This is a genomic window from Candidatus Reidiella endopervernicosa (assembly GCF_013343005.1).
Taxonomy (GTDB): Bacteria; Pseudomonadota; Gammaproteobacteria.
In genome coordinates this window covers 2,275,751-2,294,913 of record NZ_CP054491.1, presented here as the reverse complement: position 1 = coordinate 2,294,913, position 19,163 = coordinate 2,275,751, and the positions used below count along the sequence as shown (strand labels likewise).

General features: G+C 49.2%; 24 protein-coding genes. 17 read left to right on the top strand and 7 right to left on the bottom strand.

From position 1 onward, the window contains the following. Positions 1-14: 14 nt before the first annotated feature. The 3 genes from HUE57_RS12700 to HUE57_RS12690 are packed head-to-tail and all read left to right on the top strand — an operon-like array spanning position 15 to position 1,406. Positions 15-716 (top strand): succinate dehydrogenase iron-sulfur subunit, encoded by a 702-nt coding sequence (locus tag HUE57_RS12700; protein ID WP_078482292.1) that lies wholly within the window; start codon positions 15-17, stop codon positions 714-716. Continuing rightward, positions 713-973 (top strand): FAD assembly factor SdhE, encoded by a 261-nt coding sequence (locus HUE57_RS12695; RefSeq protein ID WP_078482293.1) that lies wholly within the window; start codon positions 713-715, stop codon positions 971-973. The genes HUE57_RS12700 and HUE57_RS12695 overlap by 4 nt, the downstream gene beginning before the upstream one ends. Beyond that, positions 936-1,406, top strand: coding sequence for a protein YgfX (locus tag HUE57_RS12690; protein ID WP_135621923.1), 471 nt, complete (start codon positions 936-938; stop codon positions 1,404-1,406). Before HUE57_RS12695 ends, HUE57_RS12690 begins: the two co-directional genes overlap by 38 nt. On the opposite strand, the gene nadB is transcribed toward HUE57_RS12690, so the two are convergent. Then, positions 1,380-2,993: an L-aspartate oxidase gene (nadB, locus tag HUE57_RS12685; RefSeq protein ID WP_078482294.1), complete on the bottom strand. Its 1,614-nt coding sequence runs from the start codon at positions 2,991-2,993 to the stop codon at positions 1,380-1,382. The genes HUE57_RS12690 and nadB overlap by 27 nt on opposite strands. Before the next feature lie 142 nt (positions 2,994-3,135). On the opposite strand from nadB, the gene rpoE reads away from it, so the two are divergent. The 13 genes from rpoE (at position 3,136) to acpS (ending at position 13,789) form a co-directional block, all read left to right on the top strand. Continuing rightward, a complete protein-coding gene (gene rpoE, locus HUE57_RS12680; protein ID WP_078482295.1) occupies positions 3,136-3,711 on the top strand; it encodes an RNA polymerase sigma factor RpoE in 576 nt (191 codons plus the stop codon). Positions 3,712-3,720: 9 nt separating this feature from the next. Beyond that, a complete protein-coding gene (locus HUE57_RS12675) occupies positions 3,721-4,278 on the top strand; it encodes a sigma-E factor negative regulatory protein (RefSeq protein ID WP_078482296.1) in 558 nt (185 codons plus the stop codon). Between the two features lie 7 nt (positions 4,279-4,285). Beyond that, entirely contained in the window at positions 4,286-5,257 is a 972-nt protein-coding gene (locus HUE57_RS12670) for a MucB/RseB C-terminal domain-containing protein (RefSeq protein WP_172840056.1), read from the top strand. A gap of 4 nt (positions 5,258-5,261) precedes the next feature. Further along, positions 5,262-5,723, top strand: a complete 462-nt coding sequence (locus HUE57_RS12665; protein ID WP_078482298.1) for a SoxR reducing system RseC family protein — start codon at positions 5,262-5,264, stop codon at positions 5,721-5,723. Positions 5,724-5,761: 38 nt separating this feature from the next. Then, positions 5,762-7,183, top strand: a complete 1,422-nt coding sequence (locus HUE57_RS12660; RefSeq protein ID WP_078482299.1) for a DegQ family serine endoprotease — start codon at positions 5,762-5,764, stop codon at positions 7,181-7,183. Between the two features lie 160 nt (positions 7,184-7,343). Then, positions 7,344-9,137: a translation elongation factor 4 gene (lepA, locus tag HUE57_RS12655; RefSeq protein ID WP_078482300.1), complete on the top strand. Its 1,794-nt coding sequence runs from the start codon at positions 7,344-7,346 to the stop codon at positions 9,135-9,137. Positions 9,138-9,165: 28 nt separating this feature from the next. Then, the gene (gene lepB / locus HUE57_RS12650) at positions 9,166-9,951 is read left to right on the top strand and encodes a signal peptidase I (protein WP_078482301.1); all 786 of its coding nucleotides are present in this window, start codon (positions 9,166-9,168) and stop codon (positions 9,949-9,951) included. Further along, a complete protein-coding gene (locus HUE57_RS12645) occupies positions 9,914-10,363 on the top strand; it encodes a DUF4845 domain-containing protein (protein WP_135621925.1) in 450 nt (149 codons plus the stop codon). The genes lepB and HUE57_RS12645 overlap by 38 nt, the downstream gene beginning before the upstream one ends. A gap of 4 nt (positions 10,364-10,367) precedes the next feature. Continuing rightward, positions 10,368-11,030 carry a ribonuclease III gene (gene rnc, locus HUE57_RS12640; protein ID WP_078482303.1) on the top strand — a complete coding sequence of 221 codons (663 nt, stop codon included), beginning with the start codon at positions 10,368-10,370 and terminating at the stop codon, positions 11,028-11,030. Then, positions 11,027-11,926, top strand: a complete 900-nt coding sequence (gene era / locus HUE57_RS12635; protein WP_078482304.1) for a GTPase Era — start codon at positions 11,027-11,029, stop codon at positions 11,924-11,926. Before rnc ends, era begins: the two co-directional genes overlap by 4 nt. A gap of 17 nt (positions 11,927-11,943) precedes the next feature. Further along, positions 11,944-12,645, top strand: a complete 702-nt coding sequence (recO, locus tag HUE57_RS20340) for a DNA repair protein RecO (protein WP_172840059.1) — start codon at positions 11,944-11,946, stop codon at positions 12,643-12,645. Between the two features lie 35 nt (positions 12,646-12,680). After that, complete coding sequence (gene pdxJ / locus HUE57_RS12625; RefSeq protein WP_078482306.1) at positions 12,681-13,415, top strand: pyridoxine 5'-phosphate synthase; 735 nt, start codon at positions 12,681-12,683, stop codon at positions 13,413-13,415. Then, positions 13,412-13,789 carry a holo-ACP synthase gene (gene acpS, locus HUE57_RS12620; RefSeq protein ID WP_078482307.1) on the top strand — a complete coding sequence of 126 codons (378 nt, stop codon included), beginning with the start codon at positions 13,412-13,414 and terminating at the stop codon, positions 13,787-13,789. Before pdxJ ends, acpS begins: the two co-directional genes overlap by 4 nt. On the opposite strand, the gene HUE57_RS12615 is transcribed toward acpS, so the two are convergent. The 5 genes from HUE57_RS12615 to HUE57_RS12595 form a co-directional block, all read right to left on the bottom strand. Continuing rightward, positions 13,779-14,516 carry a response regulator gene (locus HUE57_RS12615; RefSeq protein ID WP_174673310.1) on the bottom strand — a complete coding sequence of 246 codons (738 nt, stop codon included), beginning with the start codon at positions 14,514-14,516 and terminating at the stop codon, positions 13,779-13,781. The genes acpS and HUE57_RS12615 overlap by 11 nt on opposite strands. 13 nt (positions 14,517-14,529) lie before the next feature. Further along, positions 14,530-14,799: a hypothetical protein gene (locus tag HUE57_RS12610; RefSeq protein ID WP_174673309.1), complete on the bottom strand. Its 270-nt coding sequence runs from the start codon at positions 14,797-14,799 to the stop codon at positions 14,530-14,532. Continuing rightward, entirely contained in the window at positions 14,700-16,757 is a 2,058-nt protein-coding gene (locus HUE57_RS12605) for an ATP-binding protein (RefSeq protein WP_174673308.1), read from the bottom strand. The genes HUE57_RS12610 and HUE57_RS12605 overlap by 100 nt, the downstream gene beginning before the upstream one ends. Then, a complete protein-coding gene (locus HUE57_RS12600; protein ID WP_174673307.1) occupies positions 16,754-17,986 on the bottom strand; it encodes a hypothetical protein in 1,233 nt (410 codons plus the stop codon). Before HUE57_RS12600 ends, HUE57_RS12605 begins: the two co-directional genes overlap by 4 nt. Positions 17,987-18,050: 64 nt before the next feature. Further along, a complete protein-coding gene (locus HUE57_RS12595; RefSeq protein WP_174673306.1) occupies positions 18,051-18,449 on the bottom strand; it encodes a hypothetical protein in 399 nt (132 codons plus the stop codon). 11 nt (positions 18,450-18,460) lie between these two features. Between HUE57_RS12595 and HUE57_RS12590 the strand changes: the two genes are divergently transcribed. Next, on the top strand, positions 18,461-18,625 hold the full coding sequence (locus tag HUE57_RS12590; RefSeq protein ID WP_174673305.1) for a hypothetical protein: 165 nt from the start codon (positions 18,461-18,463) through the stop codon (positions 18,623-18,625). Positions 18,626-18,747: 122 nt separating this feature from the next. Here HUE57_RS12590 and HUE57_RS12585 read toward each other — a convergent pair whose 3' ends face one another. Beyond that, on the bottom strand, positions 18,748-19,137 hold the full coding sequence (locus tag HUE57_RS12585) for a TonB-dependent receptor domain-containing protein (RefSeq protein ID WP_174673304.1): 390 nt from the start codon (positions 19,135-19,137) through the stop codon (positions 18,748-18,750). Positions 19,138-19,163: the final 26 nt, after the last annotated feature.

Below are 19,163 nucleotides of genomic sequence, written 5' to 3'. Positions count from 1 at the left end.
CGGTACTGACTGCGATGCGATTCTCAATCTACCGATTTAATCCTGAAGTCGATAAGACGCCTTACATGGAGAGTTGTGAGCTGGCCGATGAAAAGCTCTCTCCCGGCATGATGCTGCTTGATGCACTCAAACTACTTAAAGTAAAAGATGAGAGTCTCGGCTTTCGTCGCTCCTGTGGTGAGGGTGTCTGTGGTTCTGATGCCATGAATATCAACGGTACCAATGGACTCGCCTGCATCACACCACTCGACTCACTCAAACAACCGATTGAAATCCGTCCGATGCCAGGCATGCCGGTGATCCGTGATCTGATTGTCGATATGGAACCCTTCTACCGTCAGTACCGCGAGGTGAAGCCCTATCTGATCGTTAACGATCCGGAACCCGAGGTGGAGCGACTGCAAAGCCCCGCTGATCGTGACAAACTTGATGGCCTTTATGAGTGCATTCTCTGCGGTAGCTGCTCCACCTCATGTCCCTCATTCTGGTGGAATCCCGATAAGTTCCTGGGGCCTGCGGCACTGCTGCAGGCGTGGCGTTTCCTCGCCGATAGCCGTGATCAGGAGGCCGAGGCACGGCTGGAAGCACTGGAAGGTCCCTACAAGCTGTTCCGCTGTCACACCATCATGAACTGTGTGCAGGTCTGCCCTAAGGGACTTAATCCGACCCGTGCGATCGGCAATATTAAACAGATGATGTTAAAGCGCTCGGTATGAGTCTGGATGACGATGAACGTAAGCTGGCAAGACTGCAGTGGCAGTGTCGGCGTGGTATGCGAGAGCTTGATGTGCTGCTTCGTGATTATCTGGATGAGTGTTATCCAGAACTGGATGACAAAAAGCGGGGTGAGTTCGAGCGGCTATTAACATCGGCCGACCAGGAGCTGCTGGAGTGGTTGATGGGACGTGCCGAACCCATGGATGGAGAGTTACAAGGTGTCGTCAAACAGATCCGTAGCCACGCCCAACGTTGAACTGCAGCCATCTGCTGAGTTCACTGTTGTTCTACTGCTCCTGCATGCCGCCGCAGCGATTACTCTCGCGCTAACTGAATTGAATATAGTTGTGGTGTTGATGCTCTTCCTGTTGTTAACGGTCAGCCTCTATTACTCAATTCACCGCTTCGCTCGATTGAGCCACCGCCACGCCGTTTTGCGAGCGGTTCATCGTGAGGAGGGATGGCTGTTAACGCGCCGTGATGGATCAACTGTAACGGCCTCATTGCTGGCCGAGAGTTATCTACACCGATTATTCACTATTCTGCGCTTTGCTATGGAAGGTAGAAGCGTGTGTGTAGTGATCTGGCGCGATATGCTTGATGCCGATTACCGACGACAACTGGTTGTCGCACTGCGAAGCCTTCAGCAGGAAGATCTTGCTTCAGGGCGTCAGGATGGTCGTTTGTGAGGTGAGAAGTTCATCTGTTTGCGGATAGTCGATGGTGTAGTGGAGACCGCGTGACTCCGTGCGACTTTGTGCCGAACGGATAATCAGATCGGCCACCTGCGCCAGGTTTCGCAGTTCAATCAAGTCGTTACTGATGCGGAAGTTACCGTAGTACTCATCAATTTCTCGCAACAGTAGGTCGACGCGACTTTTGGCCCGCTGCAACCGTTTATCACTGCGCACGATGCCGACGTAGTCCCACATGAAATGGCGTAGTTCATCCCAGTTATGCGAAACCACTACCTCCTCGTCGGAGTCGGTCACGCGGCTCTCATCCCAGGCGGGTACTGCGGCGGGTGGTGGCATCGTATCGACTGCTGTCGCAATAGCATCGGCTGCGGCTGAGGCAAACACCAGGCACTCCAGCAGCGAGTTACTGGCCATGCGGTTGGCGCCGTGAAGGCCGGTATAGGCGACCTCACCGACGGCAAACAGACCATCGATATCGGTCTGCCCCTGCTGGTCTGTGACGATGCCACCGCAGGTGTAGTGGGCAGCAGGCACCACCGGAATCGGCTCCTGGGTAATGTCGATGCCAAACTCGAGACAGCGCTTCTGCACAGTTGGAAAGTGTTCGGCAATGAATTCGGCTGAGCGGTGGCTGACATCGAGCAGAAGGTGGTCGGCACCGAGCCGTTTCATCTCGTGGTCGATGGCACGAGCGACAATATCGCGTGGTGCCAGCTCGCCTCGCTCATCGAAGCGGTTCATAAAGCGGTTGCCATCGGGCAGCAGCAGTCGTCCCCCCTCACCACGTACCGCTTCGGTAATCAGGAACGATTTTGCCTGGGGGTGGTAGAGACAGGTGGGGTGAAACTGGATGAATTCCATGTTGCCGACTCGACAACCGGCGCGCCACGCCATCGCGATTCCATCGCCGGTTGAGATGTCGGGATTGCTGGTATAGAGATAGACCTTGCTGGCCCCCCCAGTGGCCAGCACCACAAAGCGCGAACGCACCGCATTGACGCTATCCTGTTGACGATCGAGCAGGTAGGCACCGTGACAGCGCTGGTCATCAAGACCCAGCTTGGAGCCGGTGATGAGGTCGACTGCAATATGACGTTCCAGCAGGGTGATGTTGCTGCGCTGTTTGATCTGTCCGAGTAGGGTGGTCTCAATCTCACGACCGGTGGCATCCTTGGCGTGGATAACACGACGGTGGGTGTGGCCACCTTCACGAGTGAGGTGGTAGCAGGTGTCACCCTCAGCCGACTCCTCGGTGGTGAAATCGACACCGTTCTCAATCAGCCACTCAATCACCTTGGGGCCGTTTTCAACGGTATAATTTACGATCTGCTCATCGCAGAGTCCGGCACCTGCATTGAGTGTATCCTTGACGTGTGACTCGATCGAATCGTTCTCTTTATCAAGTACGGCCGAGACGCCGCCTTGAGCGTAGAGGGTACAGCCCTCACGCAGACGCTCCTTGGAGACAACGGCAACACTGAGATCAGAAGGGAGGCGAAGTGCGGTACTGAGGCCGGCCGCACCGCTGCCGATGATCAACACATCGAAGTAGGGGGTGTTTTCTGCTGTTTGAGTCACTATCTAATACGGTTATTTTGTCGAAAAGGCATGATGAACGGCAATATACCCTCTTTTAGACGTCACTTGCGAACTATCTTCCAACACCATTGTCGTATCACCCATAAGCGGGCTACGGCCATATAATAAGGGGTAGCCCCGAATGGGCAGCCAAGCAACAGATCAAGAGCTGGTAGTACGTGTCCAGGAGGGTGATAAACGCGCCTTCGACCTGCTGGTGCTCAAGTACCAGCAACGTATTATCAAACTGATCTCACGTTACATTAAGGATCAGAGTGAGGTGCTGGATGTGACGCAGGAGGCCTTTATTAAGGCCTACCGGGCGATCGCAAAGTTTCGTGGTGATAGCGCCTTCTACACCTGGCTCTATCGGATTGCGATCAACACCGCCAAGAATTATCTGGTCAGTCGCGGTCGCCGGCCGCCCAGTAGCGACATTGATGCCGATGAGATTGAGAAGATCGACGCACCGGCCACGATGCGTGATGGGGATTCGCCTGAAGCGCTAGCGATGCGTGATGAGGTGATGCAGACCGTATCAACAACGATTGAACGGCTACCTGAGGAGCTGCGTACAGCGATTCTGCTACGCGAACTCGAGGGCATGAGTTATGAGGAGATAGCACAGACGATGGAGTGTCCCGTGGGGACGGTGAGATCGAGAATCTTCCGTGCCCGCGAAGCGATCGATAAGCAACTGAGAGAACTCGAGAAGTAGAGGTGAATTATGAGCGATAAAGTCGGCGAACAACTCTCGGCCTGGATCGATGGTGAACTCAGCGCTGAGGAGCTAGAACTCTTCTACAAACGTATTGGTGAGGATGGTGAGCTGCGACGCCGTTGGCAGAGCTACCACCAGATCGGTGATGCGATCAGCGGACACGGCACCTCTATTCAAGATGATCAACTGGCCGATCGTATCGCCAGTGTGTTGGTCGACGAGCCGGCGCCAACGATGCAGCGTCGAAACTCTCTGACCTCTCGATTCATAAAACCGTTGGCTGGGTTTGCAGTCGCCGCTTCGGTCGCAACAGTCGCCGTGCTGGCCCTGCAGTTTAATGCACAGGTCTCTATTGATGGTGGCGGTGAACTGGTTGCCGAGAAACCTGCTGAACCGGTTGAATATCGCCGTCTTGCGGGACTCGAAGAGTATGGTCCGCGCCCCAATCTGCAGCGGGAGCTCGATCGCTACCTGGTGGTCCACAGTGAGCAGCTATCTGGCAGAAGTATTCAGGGTATGTCACCGATCAGGAGAATCGCCGTTGAGCGCGCAATGGTCGAGTAGAGGCACTATGTTTAACCGTACCCTTACCATTCTGATCGGCTGGCTACTGCTCTGGAACGTTGCTGCTGTCAGCGGCGCAGATGCGCAGATGCTGCTCGAAAAAATGCGCACCGCGATGGAGAACCTCAGCTACGAGGGCGATTTTGTCTTCAAGCAGGGTGATCATCTTGAGCCGATGCATATCCTCCACCAAGGGAGTGCCGATGGTGGTGGTGAACGTTTAACCACTCTCTCCGGGGTTCATAGCGAGATCGTTCGCCGTGGCGGCGGTCGGCAGTGCATCTATACCGGCGGAAGAAAACCGAAGGTCGATGTTGCTGGTGATTCGCATACACCCTCAACCCATCTTCTGCCCTATGCGGCCTTCGGCAGTATTGAGCAGCTCTCTCGAAACTACTCAATAGAGCTACTGGGACAGGACCGGATGGCTGGTCGAATGGCCGATGTGATTGCCATCGAGCCACCCGACAAACTCCGCTATGGCTACCGCCTCTGGCTCGATGCTGAGAGAGCGCTTCTACTCAACTTTATGGTGCTGGATAACGAAGGTGAGCCGATAGAGCAGCTGATGTTCACCTCTTTAAAGCTAATGGATAAGGTTCCAGAAGCGTGGCTAAAATCAGAGGCGTGTCGTCTTCGTCAGGCCGACAGCAAATCGGTTGAAGTGCAGCAAGAGCACGGAGCCGCTGGGTTGTGGGAGAGTAGGGCGCTGCCGAGCGGATTTGAACTTACACTCAATCAACAGCGTTCCAGTCGGCAGGTCGAGCACCTGGTCTACTCCGATGGTCTGGCTACGGTGTCGGTATTTATCGAACAGGCCGGTGAGGCACATCTACCTGATGGGTCCCACGCGATGGGGGGTTCGGTCAACGCGTTTTCACGCTTTGTAGAGCCACACCAGATCGTCGCTGTTGGTGAGGTGCCAGCCGCTACGGTTAAGCTGATCGCTGAATCGATTCAGCAGAAATCTACGGACTGACTCCGTGATTGAGGAGCAGGCTCAGGTTGTTCGAGTTGAGAGTGGAGAGGTCTGGGTTGAGACGCAGCGAAAGAGTAGCTGTGGTAGCTGCGCTGCGAATAGAGGCTGTGGAACTGCCGTTCTTTCGAAGGTGCTCGGGAACCGCACAACACCCATTCGTGTCATATGTGATGTGCCGGTAGGTGTAGGTGATCAGGTCGTCATTGCGATCCGTGAGGAGGCGTTGGTGCGCGGGTCGCTTGCCGTCTATATGGTTCCGTTGTTGGGTGTCTTGCTGGGTGCGATGTTGGGTGAGTGGATGGCGCCACAGTTGGGCACCGCTGTTGAGATGAGCACTATTGTGGGCGGAATAACAGGTATGTTGATCGGACTCTTCTGGTTGCGCCTCTTTAGCCGCAAGATCGGTAGCAGTCCACTCTATCAACCGGTTGTTGTTAAGAGAGTTGAAACTCTGAATCAGATTTAGCGTCTGCTCAGAGAAGCGAGATAATAATTGGAGTAAGCATGAACAGAGTATTTGATATAAGCCGACATCCCTTTCTGGCAGCGCTATTGGTGATTTTCTCAAGCCAGGCGTTCGCCGTATCACTTCCCGACTTTACCGAACTGGTAGAGGAGAATAGTGCCGCTGTAGTCAATATCAGCACGGTACAGAAAGTACAGGGTAAGCGGGTGATTCCCCATGTGGAGATCCCCGACCTGCCTGAGGATAGCCCCTTTGGTGAGCTGTTCCGTAAATTCTTCGGTGAAGGTGGTGAAAGTGAAGGGCTGGAACGTGATGCTCGCTCACTAGGCTCTGGTTTTATTATTTCGAATGATGGTTATGTTCTAAGCAACTACCACGTGGTCAAGGATGCCGATGAGATTATCGTGCGTCTTAATGATCGTCGCGAACTGAAGGCGGAGTTGGTCGGGTTTGATAAACGCAGCGATATCGCTCTGCTCAAGATCGAAGCCACTGATCTACCTGTTGCCCGTATTGGCAGCTCCGAACAGTTGCGACGTGGTGAGTGGGTGCTGGCAATTGGCTCGCCTTTTGGCTTTGAGTCATCCGTGACCGCCGGTATTGTCAGTGCGACGGGCCGTAATCTGCCGAGCGAGAACTACGTCCCCTTCATTCAGACCGATGTCGCAATCAATCCGGGTAACTCGGGTGGTCCGTTGTTCAATCTTGACGGCAAGGTGGTCGGTATCAACTCACAGATCTATAGCCGCACCGGCGGGTATATGGGCCTCTCGTTTGCGATTCCGATTGAGGTGGCAATGGATGTGGTCGCACAGCTGAAGGATAAGGGACACGTTACCCGCGGCTGGCTTGGTGTACTAATCCAGGATGTTACCCGTGATCTCGCCGAATCATTTGGTATGAAGAAGCCACAGGGTGCACTGGTTGCACAGGTATTACCGGGTGGGCCTGCAGAGAACTCGGGGCTTCGTGTTGGTGACATTATCCTTGAGTTCAATGGCCATCACGTTGATAGCTCAGGCAAACTACCGCCAGTGGTTGGTAGAACCCCCGTGGGTAAACGTGTTCCGGTCACGGTGCTGCGCGAGGGCAAGCAGCAGAAGATCTGGATTAAACTCGGCGAGCTCCCCGATGAGGCGGAGCTGAAGAGCAGCAAGCAGAATCTGCGTAGCCACTCCGATAATCGTCTTGGTGTCGATGTGATCGAGCTGACTAATGAGCAGCGCGAGTCGCTCGAACTGAGTGAGTATGGTGTGCTGGTCGAGGCGGTCAAACCAGGTCCAGCGGCACAGGCAGGGATACATCGTGGTGATGTGGTGGTGATGATCAATAACATCAATGTGAAGGATACCCGCCACTTTGAAACACTGATCAAGGAGCTACCCGCAGGCAAAAGGGTTGCACTACTGGTTCAGCGTCGCGGTGGCCCGGTGTTCCTGGCGATTCGCGTGCCCGAATAGTCGCCTAAATCCTGGGCTGGGGTGCTTATCCAGCCGTTTTCAGGATATAATCGGCGTAATCCAGAGCGGGGGGTGCAGTTGCACCCCCCGCTTGATATTCAGCTCAAAGAAATCTTGAGATATCAAACAGGTAAAGTAGGTGTCCTCTCCCGTGTCAGATATGAAAAATATCCGTAATTTTTCGATTATTGCCCATATCGACCATGGTAAATCGACCATTGCCGACCGTTTTATTCAGTACTGTGGCGGTCTGGAGGATCGGGAGATGTCTGCTCAAGTGCTTGATTCTATGGATATCGAACGTGAACGTGGCATCACCATCAAGGCTCAAAGTGTGACGCTCGACTTCAAGTCGAACGATGGCAACACCTATCAGCTCAACTTTATTGATACTCCGGGACATGTCGACTTCTCCTACGAGGTCTCCCGATCACTCGCAGCCTGTGAGGGGGCACTACTAGTGGTCGATGCTGCACAGGGCGTTGAGGCACAGAGTGTGGCCAACTGCTACACCGCCATTGAGCAGGGTCTCGAGGTGGTGCCGGTACTGAACAAGATCGACCTGCCCTCAGCCGATCCTGAGAAAGTGATCAACGAGATCGAAGAGATCATCGCCATTGAGGCGGAGGATGCCGTGCGGGTTAGTGCCAAGACCGGTGTCGGTATTCCTGACCTGCTAGAGCAGTTGGTGCAACGAATTCCACCACCAGAGGGTGATGTGAATGCGCCGCTACAGGCGCTGATTATCGACTCCTGGTTCGACAGCTATGTGGGTGTTATTTCGCTGGTGCGAGTGGTGCAGGGGCGTATGACACCCAAGTCGAAAATGCAGGTGATGTCGACAGGACGGACTCATCTGATCGAGAAGGTCGGCATCTTTACACCCAAACGCAACGACCTTGAAGCGCTCGAAGCGGGGGAGGTTGGATACGTTATTGCCGGTATCAAGGAGATCGATGGCGCGCCGGTGGGCGATACCCTGACCGGTGCAGTTAATCCCTCGGAAACAGCACTGCCCGGTTTTCAGGAGATGCAGCCTCGCGTATTTGCAGGTCTATTTCCGGTTAGCTCCGACGATTACGAAGATTTTCGTGATGCTCTGCAGAAGCTAAAACTCAATGATGCGGCGCTTCACTACGAACCAGAAACCTCCCAGGCGTTGGGTTTTGGTTTCCGTTGTGGCTTCCTTGGTGTGCTTCATATGGAGATCATTCAAGAGCGCCTCGAGCGCGAGTACGATCTTAATTTGATCACCACCGCACCCAGTGTTATCTACGAAGTGCTCGATACCCAGGGCGAGCAGATCGAAATCGATAATCCCGCTAACCTGCCGCCGACCAATAAGATCGACGAGATTCGCGAACCTATTATCATGGCCAACATTCTGGTTCCGCAGGAGCATGTTGGTAATGTTATAGGGCTCTGCATAGAGAAGCGCGGTGTACAACGCAAGATGCAGTACCACGGAAACCAGGTGGCGCTCAGCTATGAGTTACCGATGAGTGAGGTGGTGCTCGATTTCTTCGATCGTCTTAAATCAGTCAGTCGTGGCTACGCCTCCTTCGACTACGCCTTTGAACGTTTTCAGGCCGCCCCTATGGTCAAGCTCGATGTGATGATCAATAGCGAGCGTGTCGATGCACTCTCTATCATCGTACATAACGATCAGGCACAGTTTCGTGGTCGAGATCTGGCCGATAAGTTACGCGAGATCATCCCTCGGCAGATGTATGATGTTGCCATCCAGGCAGCCATCGGTAATCACATTATTGCCCGTACCACGGTCAAGGCACTACGCAAGAACGTGACTGCCAAATGTTACGGTGGCGACATCACTCGTAAGAAGAAGCTGCTGGAGAAGCAGAAGGCGGGTAAAAAACGCATGAAGCAGGTCGGCAGGGTAGAGATTCCTCAGGAGGCGTTTCTAGCCATTCTGCAGGTTGGAAAAAAATAAACCCCACATGGATATGTAAAAGAGCGCTATGTCATTCGATTTTCCCGCAGTTCTGGTTCTGGCTACTTTAGTAACGGGTGTTATCTGGGCCGCTGATGCGATGTTTTTCGCCAAATGCCGAGCGGCGCAGGCCTCCGGTGGTGAGACCAAAGAGCCAGTTGCCGTTGAGTGGTCGCGCTCGTTTTTTCCGGTGATCTTTGTTGTTCTCATTCTGCGCTCATTTGTCGCAGAGCCCTTTCGCATACCCTCTGGTTCAATGATGCCTACCCTGTTGGTGGGTGACTTTATTCTGGTCAATAAGTTTTCTTACGGTCTCAGGCTGCCTGTTGCTGATACCAAGGTTATCGAACTGGGCTCACCCAAACGTGGCGATGTAGTGGTGTTTCGTTACCCGAAAAATCCCTCTATCGACTACATTAAACGTGTAGTGGGAATACCTGGCGACAAGGTTGGCTACTTCAATAAGCAGCTCTACATTAATGGTAATCCGATTAAGCAGAAATCAAAGGGCGTTTATATTGGTGATGGAGCGGGCGCTGAGATGACAGGGGCCAGTCTGCGTGATGAGTCGCTAGAGGGTGTAGAACATGAGATTTTAGTAGTACCGGACAGTAATGGCATGGAAGGGGAGATTGTTGTGCCGAAGGGGCAATACTTCGTTATGGGTGACAATCGAGACCGTAGCAATGATAGCCGTTATTGGGGTACAGTTTCCGACAAGCATCTGGTTGGTAAGGCATTTTTTATCTGGATGAACTGGGACTGGAACGGTGGTGGTGTTCAGTGGCAGCGAATTGGAAGCAGTATTGATTAATAACGGTTCTATGAGGATGGATATGATGAATAATAAAATTGCATACTCACAACGTGGTGTAACGGCGCTGGGCTGGATGATTATTCTAGCGATGATCGCTTTTTTTACCTTACTCGCCCTGCGTGTGGTGCCGATGTATCTCGAATACTCCAATGTTGTTTCCATTATGGAATCAATCAAAGATGAGGCTCAGGAGAGTAAAAAGTCGAAGAAAGATCTTAAGAAAATGATTACACGCCGACTAGATATGAATGATGTAACAAACGCGACAGTCGAGGACGTGAAGTTCGAAGAAAAGAGTAACAAAATGACCGTGACCATCGAGTACGAGGTCAGGCAACCGATGGTTAAACAAATCGGTATTGTTGGCTCATTTAATAAGAGCGTTGAATACACTACTCCTGCACGTTGATATTATGCTCGACCGCCTACAACAGCGCCTTGGTTATCGTTTCAAGGATGAGACGCTACTACAAAAGGCACTGACCCATAGAAGTGTAGGTAGCAATAATAATGAGAGGCTGGAGTTTCTAGGTGATGCCATTCTAGGAATGGTGATAGCAGAATCACTCTTTCAACAGTACCCTGAGGAGCGAGAAGGCGCATTAAGCCGAAGGCGTGCATCGATCGTTAAGGGTGAGTCACTTGCGGTAGTGGCTCGCATGCTTAATCTGGGCGAATTTATCAAACTAGGTCCTGGGGAGCTCAAGAGCGGAGGCTTCCGCCGTGACTCAATTCTTGCTGATGCTGTTGAGGCTATTCTGGCCGCTATCTATCTCGATTCAGAGATTAACACCGTTCGAAAAACGATATTGACTCTGTTCGAGTCTTTAATCGACAGCTCAATGGATCCCGCGTTACTAAAGGATCCAAAAACCAGGCTTCAAGAGTATCTACAGAGCCGTAAGATTGATCTACCCATCTACGAGGTGATCTCAATCTCAGGAAAAGATCATAATCAGTTGTTTCAGGTCAGTTGTTGTCTGGCATCACTGAATATCAACACCAAGGGAGAGGGTGGCAGTAGACGTCAGGCAGAGCAGCAGGCTGCTGAAAAAGCACTGGATGAAATTAAATGAATAGTAGTGAACAATTCCGTTTTGGTTATGTGGCGATACTGGGGCGACCTAATGTTGGAAAATCAACACTGCTAAATCATCAGCTCGGACAAAAAATCAGTATTACCTCTAAGCGTCCCCAGACAACTCGCCATTCTATTCTTGGTATTAAGACCACAGACAACTACCAGATTGCATACGTTGATACGCCAGGCATCCATGAGGCGACCAAGGCGGTTAATCGCTATATGAACAGGTCTGCGATATCTGTTATCCATGATATCGATGTAGTGATCTTCGTTGTTGATAGAATGCAGTGGCGTGATGAAGATGAGCGTGTACTAGAGATCGCAAAACAGAGTGGTGTACCCATTATTTTAGCGATCAACAAGATCGATATGATAGAAGATAAAGAGAAGCTGCTCCCTTATCTAGGGGAGGTCTCACAGAAATATAGTTTTGCTGCGCTAGTACCAATCTCCTCTAGCCGAGGCATGAATCTCGATATGCTTGAGGAGACGGTAGCAAAATACCTACCTCAATCTGATCCGCAGTTTAGCCCCGATGAAGTCACTGATAAGAGCGTGCGCTTCCTTGCCGCTGAAATCATTCGTGAAAAACTAACACGGAATCTTGGAAAAGAACTACCATACTCTCTGACGGTTGAAATTGAAGACTTCAAAGAGGAGCAGGGTCTGGTTACGATTCATGCGCTAATTTGGGTAGAGCGTTCGAGTCAAAAGGCCATCGTGATTGGTAAGGCAGGAAAGATGCTCAAGGAGATAGGAGAGAAGTCGCGTATTGATATTGAACGCATGTTGGAACAGAAGGTATTCCTTAAGCTTTGGGTGAAAGTTAAAGAGGGATGGGCTGATGATGACAGGGCGCTGAAGAGCCTTGGTTATAACGATAAATAGAGTATGAGTCGACTGTAGTGGTACGTGTCGATGCACATCCATGTTATCTCCTCCATTCGAGACCCTATCGTGAAAGCAGTCTGATTCTTGATGTGTTCAGCTTTTCATACGGTAGAGTAGCCCTTATCGCTAAGGGTGCACGCAGTTCAAAATCTCGCCTTAAACCTGTGCTCACACCCTTCAATCAACTATTGATTAGCTGGAGTGGGCGAGGTGACCTATATACTCTGAGAGAGGCAGAGACTACTCACACATCCCTCCCGCTTCTGGGTAGTCGGTTGATTAGTGCTCTCTATCTCAATGAACTCATAAGAGACCTATTACACACAGAAGATCCTTGCGAGGATCTTTATGATCTCTATGAGAGAACCCTTAATGAGATTCGGCATGGTGACACGATTGACCATTCACTAAGATTGTTTGAAAAACATCTTCTTGAAGTGATGGGGTACGCGCTAATACTAGATCACGAAGCTGTTAATGGGGCACCGCTTGAAGATCTATTGTGTTATCGATATGAGATTAATAACGGACCTGTAATATGTGATTGCAACAATCGTGGGGCTGTTTTTAGAGGTCGTGATTTAATCGCATTTTGCAATGAGAATTTTGAAAGTGAAGAGTCTCTTAAATCGTCAAAGCGGCTAACTAGGTTAGTCCTGTCAAATCTAATTAGTCGAAAAGAGATAAAGAGCCGTTCACTCTTCAGTGTGCTCTAACTATTATTCCAGATATCACTGTGTAAGGTAAGTTGATGAATAGAAGATTACTAGGCGTAAATATCGATCACATCGCTACTATCCGTCAGGCGAGAGGTACACGCTACCCAGATCCCATCTATGCAGCAATGATTGCAGAAGAGTCGGGGGCCGATATTATCACTCTCCATCTCAGGGAAGATAGACGGCATATTCAAGAACGTGACGTAGAGATACTCAGTCAGACTATACAGACGAGAGTAAATCTTGAAATGGCTGTTACGGATGAAATGGTCGATATAGCCTTAAGACTTGCCCCTGCAGATTGCTGCCTGGTTCCTGAGAGACGAGAAGAGCTTACAACTGAGGGTGGCCTTGATGTGGTTGGTCACATCGATCCGATAACTTCCGCATGTCAGCGGCTAACAGCAAATGACACCTGTGTATCACTCTTTATCGACCCTGATAATAGTCAGATTGATGCCGCCTATGAGGCCGGTGCCAGGGTAATAGAAATACACACCGGACACTATGCAGATGCTGCATCTGATCAGATTGCAGATAGCGAATTTGAAAAAATTAAATCAGCAGTCGACTATGCTGCGCAGAAGGGTATCAAGGTTAATGCTGGTCACGGCCTTAATTATCATAATGTCGCTAGAATTGCTGAGATTGATTCAATAGCGGAGCTGAATATTGGTCATGCAATTATTGCTCGAGCTCTCTTTTGTGGGTTGAATAATGCCATTAAAGAGATGAAACAGCTTATCTTGGTTAGAAATAAACAATGATTATCGGTATTGGTACGGATATTGTGTCGATTGATAGAATCGAATCCGCATTATTGCGTTTTGGTGATCGGTTTGCTGCGAGGGTGTTGGCAGTAGAAGAGATGACCGTATATCAAGCGAGTGCGGCTAAACATAGAGTGCTGGCAAAAAGATTTGCTGCAAAGGAGGCTGCGGCGAAGGCGATGGGCACAGGTTTTAGAAACGGTGTATGCATGCGTGATATCGTGATCACACATGACCAACTTGGAAGGCCGTTGTTGCAGTTCTCAGGAAAGGCGTTGTTGTATCTAGAAAAGATTGGTATGAAGAGTAGCCATCTTAGTATATCTGACGAACAGAAGTACGCGATCGCTTTTGTAACGCTTACAAGCTGAACAATCTGTTTCTGTTACTTTTTATTTCCTCTATTCTCTCAAGCACGCAGTAATAAGTTTGTTTGATTAGCTCAGGTTGTCCATCGACAACTGCCTGCTCAAGTTCGGAGGCCGCTTTTTCAAGGCGCGGCATGCTGCAGTAACTTGCCGATCCATTCAACTTATGCGATGCCACCCGGAGGTTGTCTAATCTATTTGAAGCATAGGCTTCTGATAGCACATTCTCATGCTCATCAATCTCATCGATGAGCATTGCGACTAGCTCCTGAGCTAGCTTCTCGTTGCCACCTGTTTTCTTTTTTGCTTGTTCGTTGTCGTAGATGGAATCTAGTGAGTTATCAATAGCTGTCACTGTATCAGCGCCAACAAGATCAGTACTGTTAAGGCAGCTATTAAGGGTGGAGATTAACATCTCTTCATTAATTGGTTTTAGTAACATATCAGTGATTCCTGCTTCACGACACAGCTGTTCTGTCTCTGGCAGGGTGTCAGCAGTTAGGCCAATAATTGTTGTTTCGCTGTTGATGATGTTGTCATTTTTTATCTTCTCTGTGGTTTCGATTCCGCTTATGCCGGGCATGTGGATATCCATAAATATTATGTCGTAGCTATTATTCTGACACAGTTCGACAGCCTGGTTGCCGTCAGTGGCTTCATCGATCGACTTTGTCCGTTTTTGTAGAAGCGATGTCAAAAGCTTTCGGTTGATTTGGTTGTCATCAACCACAAGAATCCTTAAGTCATTCGCTGACCGCCATGGAGAGCGAAGTGAGGGCGGTTAGTCCCCGATAGTCGACGCCGTCTGTATATTCGTAGTTGAGAGCGCGAGCGAACGACGGAGAAGATGCAGCAGCGGCTTTATGTCGGCGTAGAGTCACTGAGGGAGTTGTGTAGAGCCGCGAAGAGGTGATTACGCAACGTACGCAGGACGTCGGGCGCCGCAGGCATAAACGGTCGCGTGAAGTTTTGCTGTTTGCTTGGGCTTGGATGCCCAAAACAAACTTTCGCAAAAATAGCGACTCCCCGGTCTTTCTAGTCGTGTGGTAATAACCTCGTTGTGTGTGCTTGGTTCTACGAAGTCCTTGTCGAAAAGTCTCGAGATTAGAGTCAGCCCAGCTGCAAGGGTTACATACTCCTTGCGTAGGGTTACATTACTCAGGTCGAGTCTATTATCGAAATCTATAAAGTCAGGATTGTCGGTAATAATAAGCACAGGAATGTGAGCAAGGAACTCGGATATGTATTGTGCCAGATCAAGTCGTTCTATCTCAGTTGAACTGGATCGAACCACAATCAAATCAAATCCTGTTGGATCTTCAGTATAAAAAGAGTCTATAGACCTAACAACAACACATGCGCCTCGCTCTTCTATCGGTGCTATCAATACGTCATCGCCGTTTACCTTGTCATGTAAAAAAAGAACCTCTCGGTCGAAATATATATTGGCATCAAGGTTCTTATTGTCAGCATCAACAACAACTCCTTTAGGAAGGGTAAACCAGAATCTTGTTCCATGCCCTGGTGAACTGTTAACACCTATCTCGCCACCTAATAGGTCAATCAGCTTTTTAGATACTGCCAGACCAAGTCCAGTTCCCCCGTAGTTTCTTGTGATGGAACAATCCTCCTGGGTGAATTCATTGAACATCTTCCGTTGAAAATCATATGAGAGGCCAATACCCGTATCAACAACTTCGATCAATAAGTTATTACTGTTTTTATTATTAACAATATTTACTTTTACATAACCGTTTTCAGTGAACTTGATGGCGTTGTTTACAAGGTTGGTCAATATCTGTTTTATTCTTAATCGATCACTTCGGATAAATCTTGATGAGATGTCTGTATTTGAATAGTAGAGATTGATCGATTTGTTGTGGGCGTAAGGCGATAACAGGACCATAACTTCCTCGATACATTCGTTGATGTCGATGGTTTGTTGGTCAATATCGAGCATGCCGGCATCGATTTTTGAGAAATCAAGAATGTCATTGATTATCTGCATCAGGGTTCGAGAAGAAACCTGTATGGCCGCCATTGCCTCCTGCTGCTCAAATGATAGCTGCGTATTTGCTAATACATCACAAAATCCAGTAATACCGTTGAGTGGTGTCCTCAATTCATGGCTCATATTTGCAAGGAACTCACCTTTCACTTCATTCGCCTTTACAGCCTTCAATCGTTCTGTTTCTAGTTCTCTGTTTTGAATTTCGATCTTATTGATACTGTCTGTAAGTTCGTTGGTTGCAGCTTCAATCTCCCGTTGTTGGTTGGTAATTAAACTACCAATCGATCTCGCCATGCTAGAGATGCCATTGGCCAGATAGTCAAGGTCTCGATTACTATACCTGCCTACCTCTATGTCATATTTGTTATTGCTGATCTTCTCTATCGCTTTCGTCATCTTTACAATTGGATTAGAAAGACGCCTGGAAAGTGATATCAGCAGTGCTAGCGAGATGGTGATTACAGCGATAAGAAATATGACTATTCTTGCTATTACGTTACTTTTTTTAGCCGCATTCTCAAAACCTGACATTCTGACAAAGATCCAACCAAGCTGTTCATCGTTGTTAGTGTCGAATATATCGTCAACAGTGTCGGAGATATTGATTCCCTTCAAAAATATTGGATGCTTATATGAAATAGGATCCACAACGACCACGGCATGGTTGATTCGACTTATAACGGTATTGTCTTCAATGTCGACGATGGTAATACTAATTAGGTCGTTACCCTTTAAGGCCTCTTCCAGCAGGTCTGATAGAAATTCGGTATTACCTGAAACCACTCCATACTCAGTCGCAGGAGCTAACATTTTGGCTGTTGTTTCTGCTCTCATCTGGAGTTGTATGTCTGACTCTTCAAAGTGTGTTTGGATGAAATAGTAACCAAACGTTAAGCAGGCAATCAGTACTGGGATTAGACCCAGAATGATCGTTTCAAGATGAATTGATGGCTTATTCATTGATTCATCCTTTCGATAAGAGTGGCCTTAAGGCTGGTAGCATCCGGCAGCCTTAAATTGAGTGAGTCAGATACTCTTCGATTGACCGTTACTGAGAACTCAGTCGGTTTTACGATGTAAAGGTCTGTTGCTGGTGTCTTGTTTGTATCCAGTAAGGCGGATATATCAGCCGCAATATTTTCTATCGAGCTATATAGTGCCGCCGAGGCACCGGCGGTACTGTATGCCTTGCTGTATGCGACGAGTGGGACGCCCATTCGATAGCTGTTTAAAATAATAGATTTGGCATTACTTCGATTGTGTAGTGCGCGATCTGGTATGGCTAGAACCGCTTCTGACCCTCTTATAGCATCAATAAGATGGTGGGTAGTTAGTGGTAGGTCGATCTGTTTGAGGGTTAACCTTATGCTGTTTTTTAACGCGAACTGCTTGATCCGAGTTATCTTGGAGGTGTTGTTTGCCGTGCTGTAAGGTAAAACAATACTGTTGTGATCACTAACTTCATCTGCTAATAACAGCAGTCGCTCAACGGGTTGGTCGACTACTAATGCCGTTACGCTGTTTCTGTTTGTTCCCGGATTTGAATAAAGATGTTCTATTTCTGACTCAGAAACCATAGCAGCGATGATCTTTTTCCCATTGAGATAATTGACCAGCTGTTTTGTGACTTTTATTCCTATCGCAAGATACACGGTGTTATCTTTGGATAGAGATAATTTATCATCGGTTGTTAATGGCGAACTGAGTAATCGACCATCTATCTTTCTCGACGGTATTGACGAGAGCGCGTTAATCAGTTTTGTGACTCGTTTACTCTCCTTTTGATAGACAGCGATAACATCCATTGTCGACGTTGTTTCTGCGAGAACCAGACGAGGGGAGGTAAGAATCGCTGCGAACAGAACGACTCCTGTGAGCACCGTAATGATGCCCCTTATACTTGCTGAATTAAAACGCATTCCTTCGCTGACCGCCATGGATAGCGAAGCGAAGGCGGTTAGTCCGATAGTCGACGCCGTCTGCATATTCGTAGTTGAGGCGCGAGCGGACGACGAAGAAGATGCAGCAGCGGCTTTATGTCGGCGTAGAGTCACTGAGGGAGTTGTGTAGAGCCGCGAAGAGGTGATTACGCAACGTACGCAGGACGGTCGGGGCGCCGAAGGCATAAACGGTCGCGTTAAGTTTTTGCTGTTTGCTTGGGCTTGGATGCCCAAAACAAACTTTCGCAAAAATAGCGACTCCCCGGCATTATTGTTTGTTTGATTAATTGATTCTGATAAGGGTTGGCATGGGCTATAGACTCAGAAGAAGTTCTAGATAACCGCGTCTTTCGAAGAGATTATCTTTATCATATTCGCGATAATCTTCATCCAATGTGTTTTGCACAACCATTGCGATGGTTGCCTTATTGCCGCCGAATGAGACGGACCTGGATAACCGTAAATCTAGTCGATCGATTGGACCGGTATCATCTCCTGTACCAAGTCCGTGAATCTCATCCATGTGATAGAAGTTCAGGCTGACATCAAGAAGCCTGGGGATACGCTGGATGAGAAGAATGTTGTAGCTGTTCTCAGGCGTTGCTTCTTCGATGCCATCATCACTATAGTCACTGCTCGAAACAAATGCTCTGGAGTAGCTGGCGTGTACTCTGGTCTTGTCAGTTGGGGAGAAGTCAATCTCAAGCTCCACACCATCGGCGGTTGCGTGATCAAGATTCGGGAGTCGCTATTTTTGCGGAAGCTTGTTTTGGGCCTCAAGCCCAAGCAAGCGGCAAATACTTAACGCGACCGTTTAGCCTACGGCGCCCGACGTCCTGCGTACGTTGCGTAATCACCTCTTCGCGGCTCTACACAACTCCTCAGTGACTCTACGCCGACATAAAGCCGCTGCTGCATCTTCTTCGTCGTTCGCTCGCGCTCTCAACTACGAATAGGCAGACGGCGTCGACTATCGGGACTAACCGCCTTCGCTTCGCTATCCATGGCGGTCAGCGTTGGTGGATATCACTAATGGTACCAACCATACGACGCAGCTCGTCATGGAAAAGTCTTATATCTGTCGTCAAGCCAACACTTCTATACTGACCTAACCAGCCAATCTCAGCGGAACGAATAACCTCTGATTTTAATCCTCCAGTGCTGCTGTAGACCGTCAGGGGGAAACAAGTAGTTGGAGCGGCAATAAGGCAGAGCGTGATCTCTGCGTTAGCCTGATCCTCGTACAAAACAGGGTTTCTACTTGCCTTGGAGTAGCTCACTCTAAAAGTATTGCTAGGATTGAGTTTATAGACGAGACCGATCTTGGGTGATGTGTCATCACCAATCAGATCACTCTCTTCATACATCAGGCCGCCATTAAGCAACAAGGAGTCGGTCAACTTCAATTCCACCGCTGACCGCCATG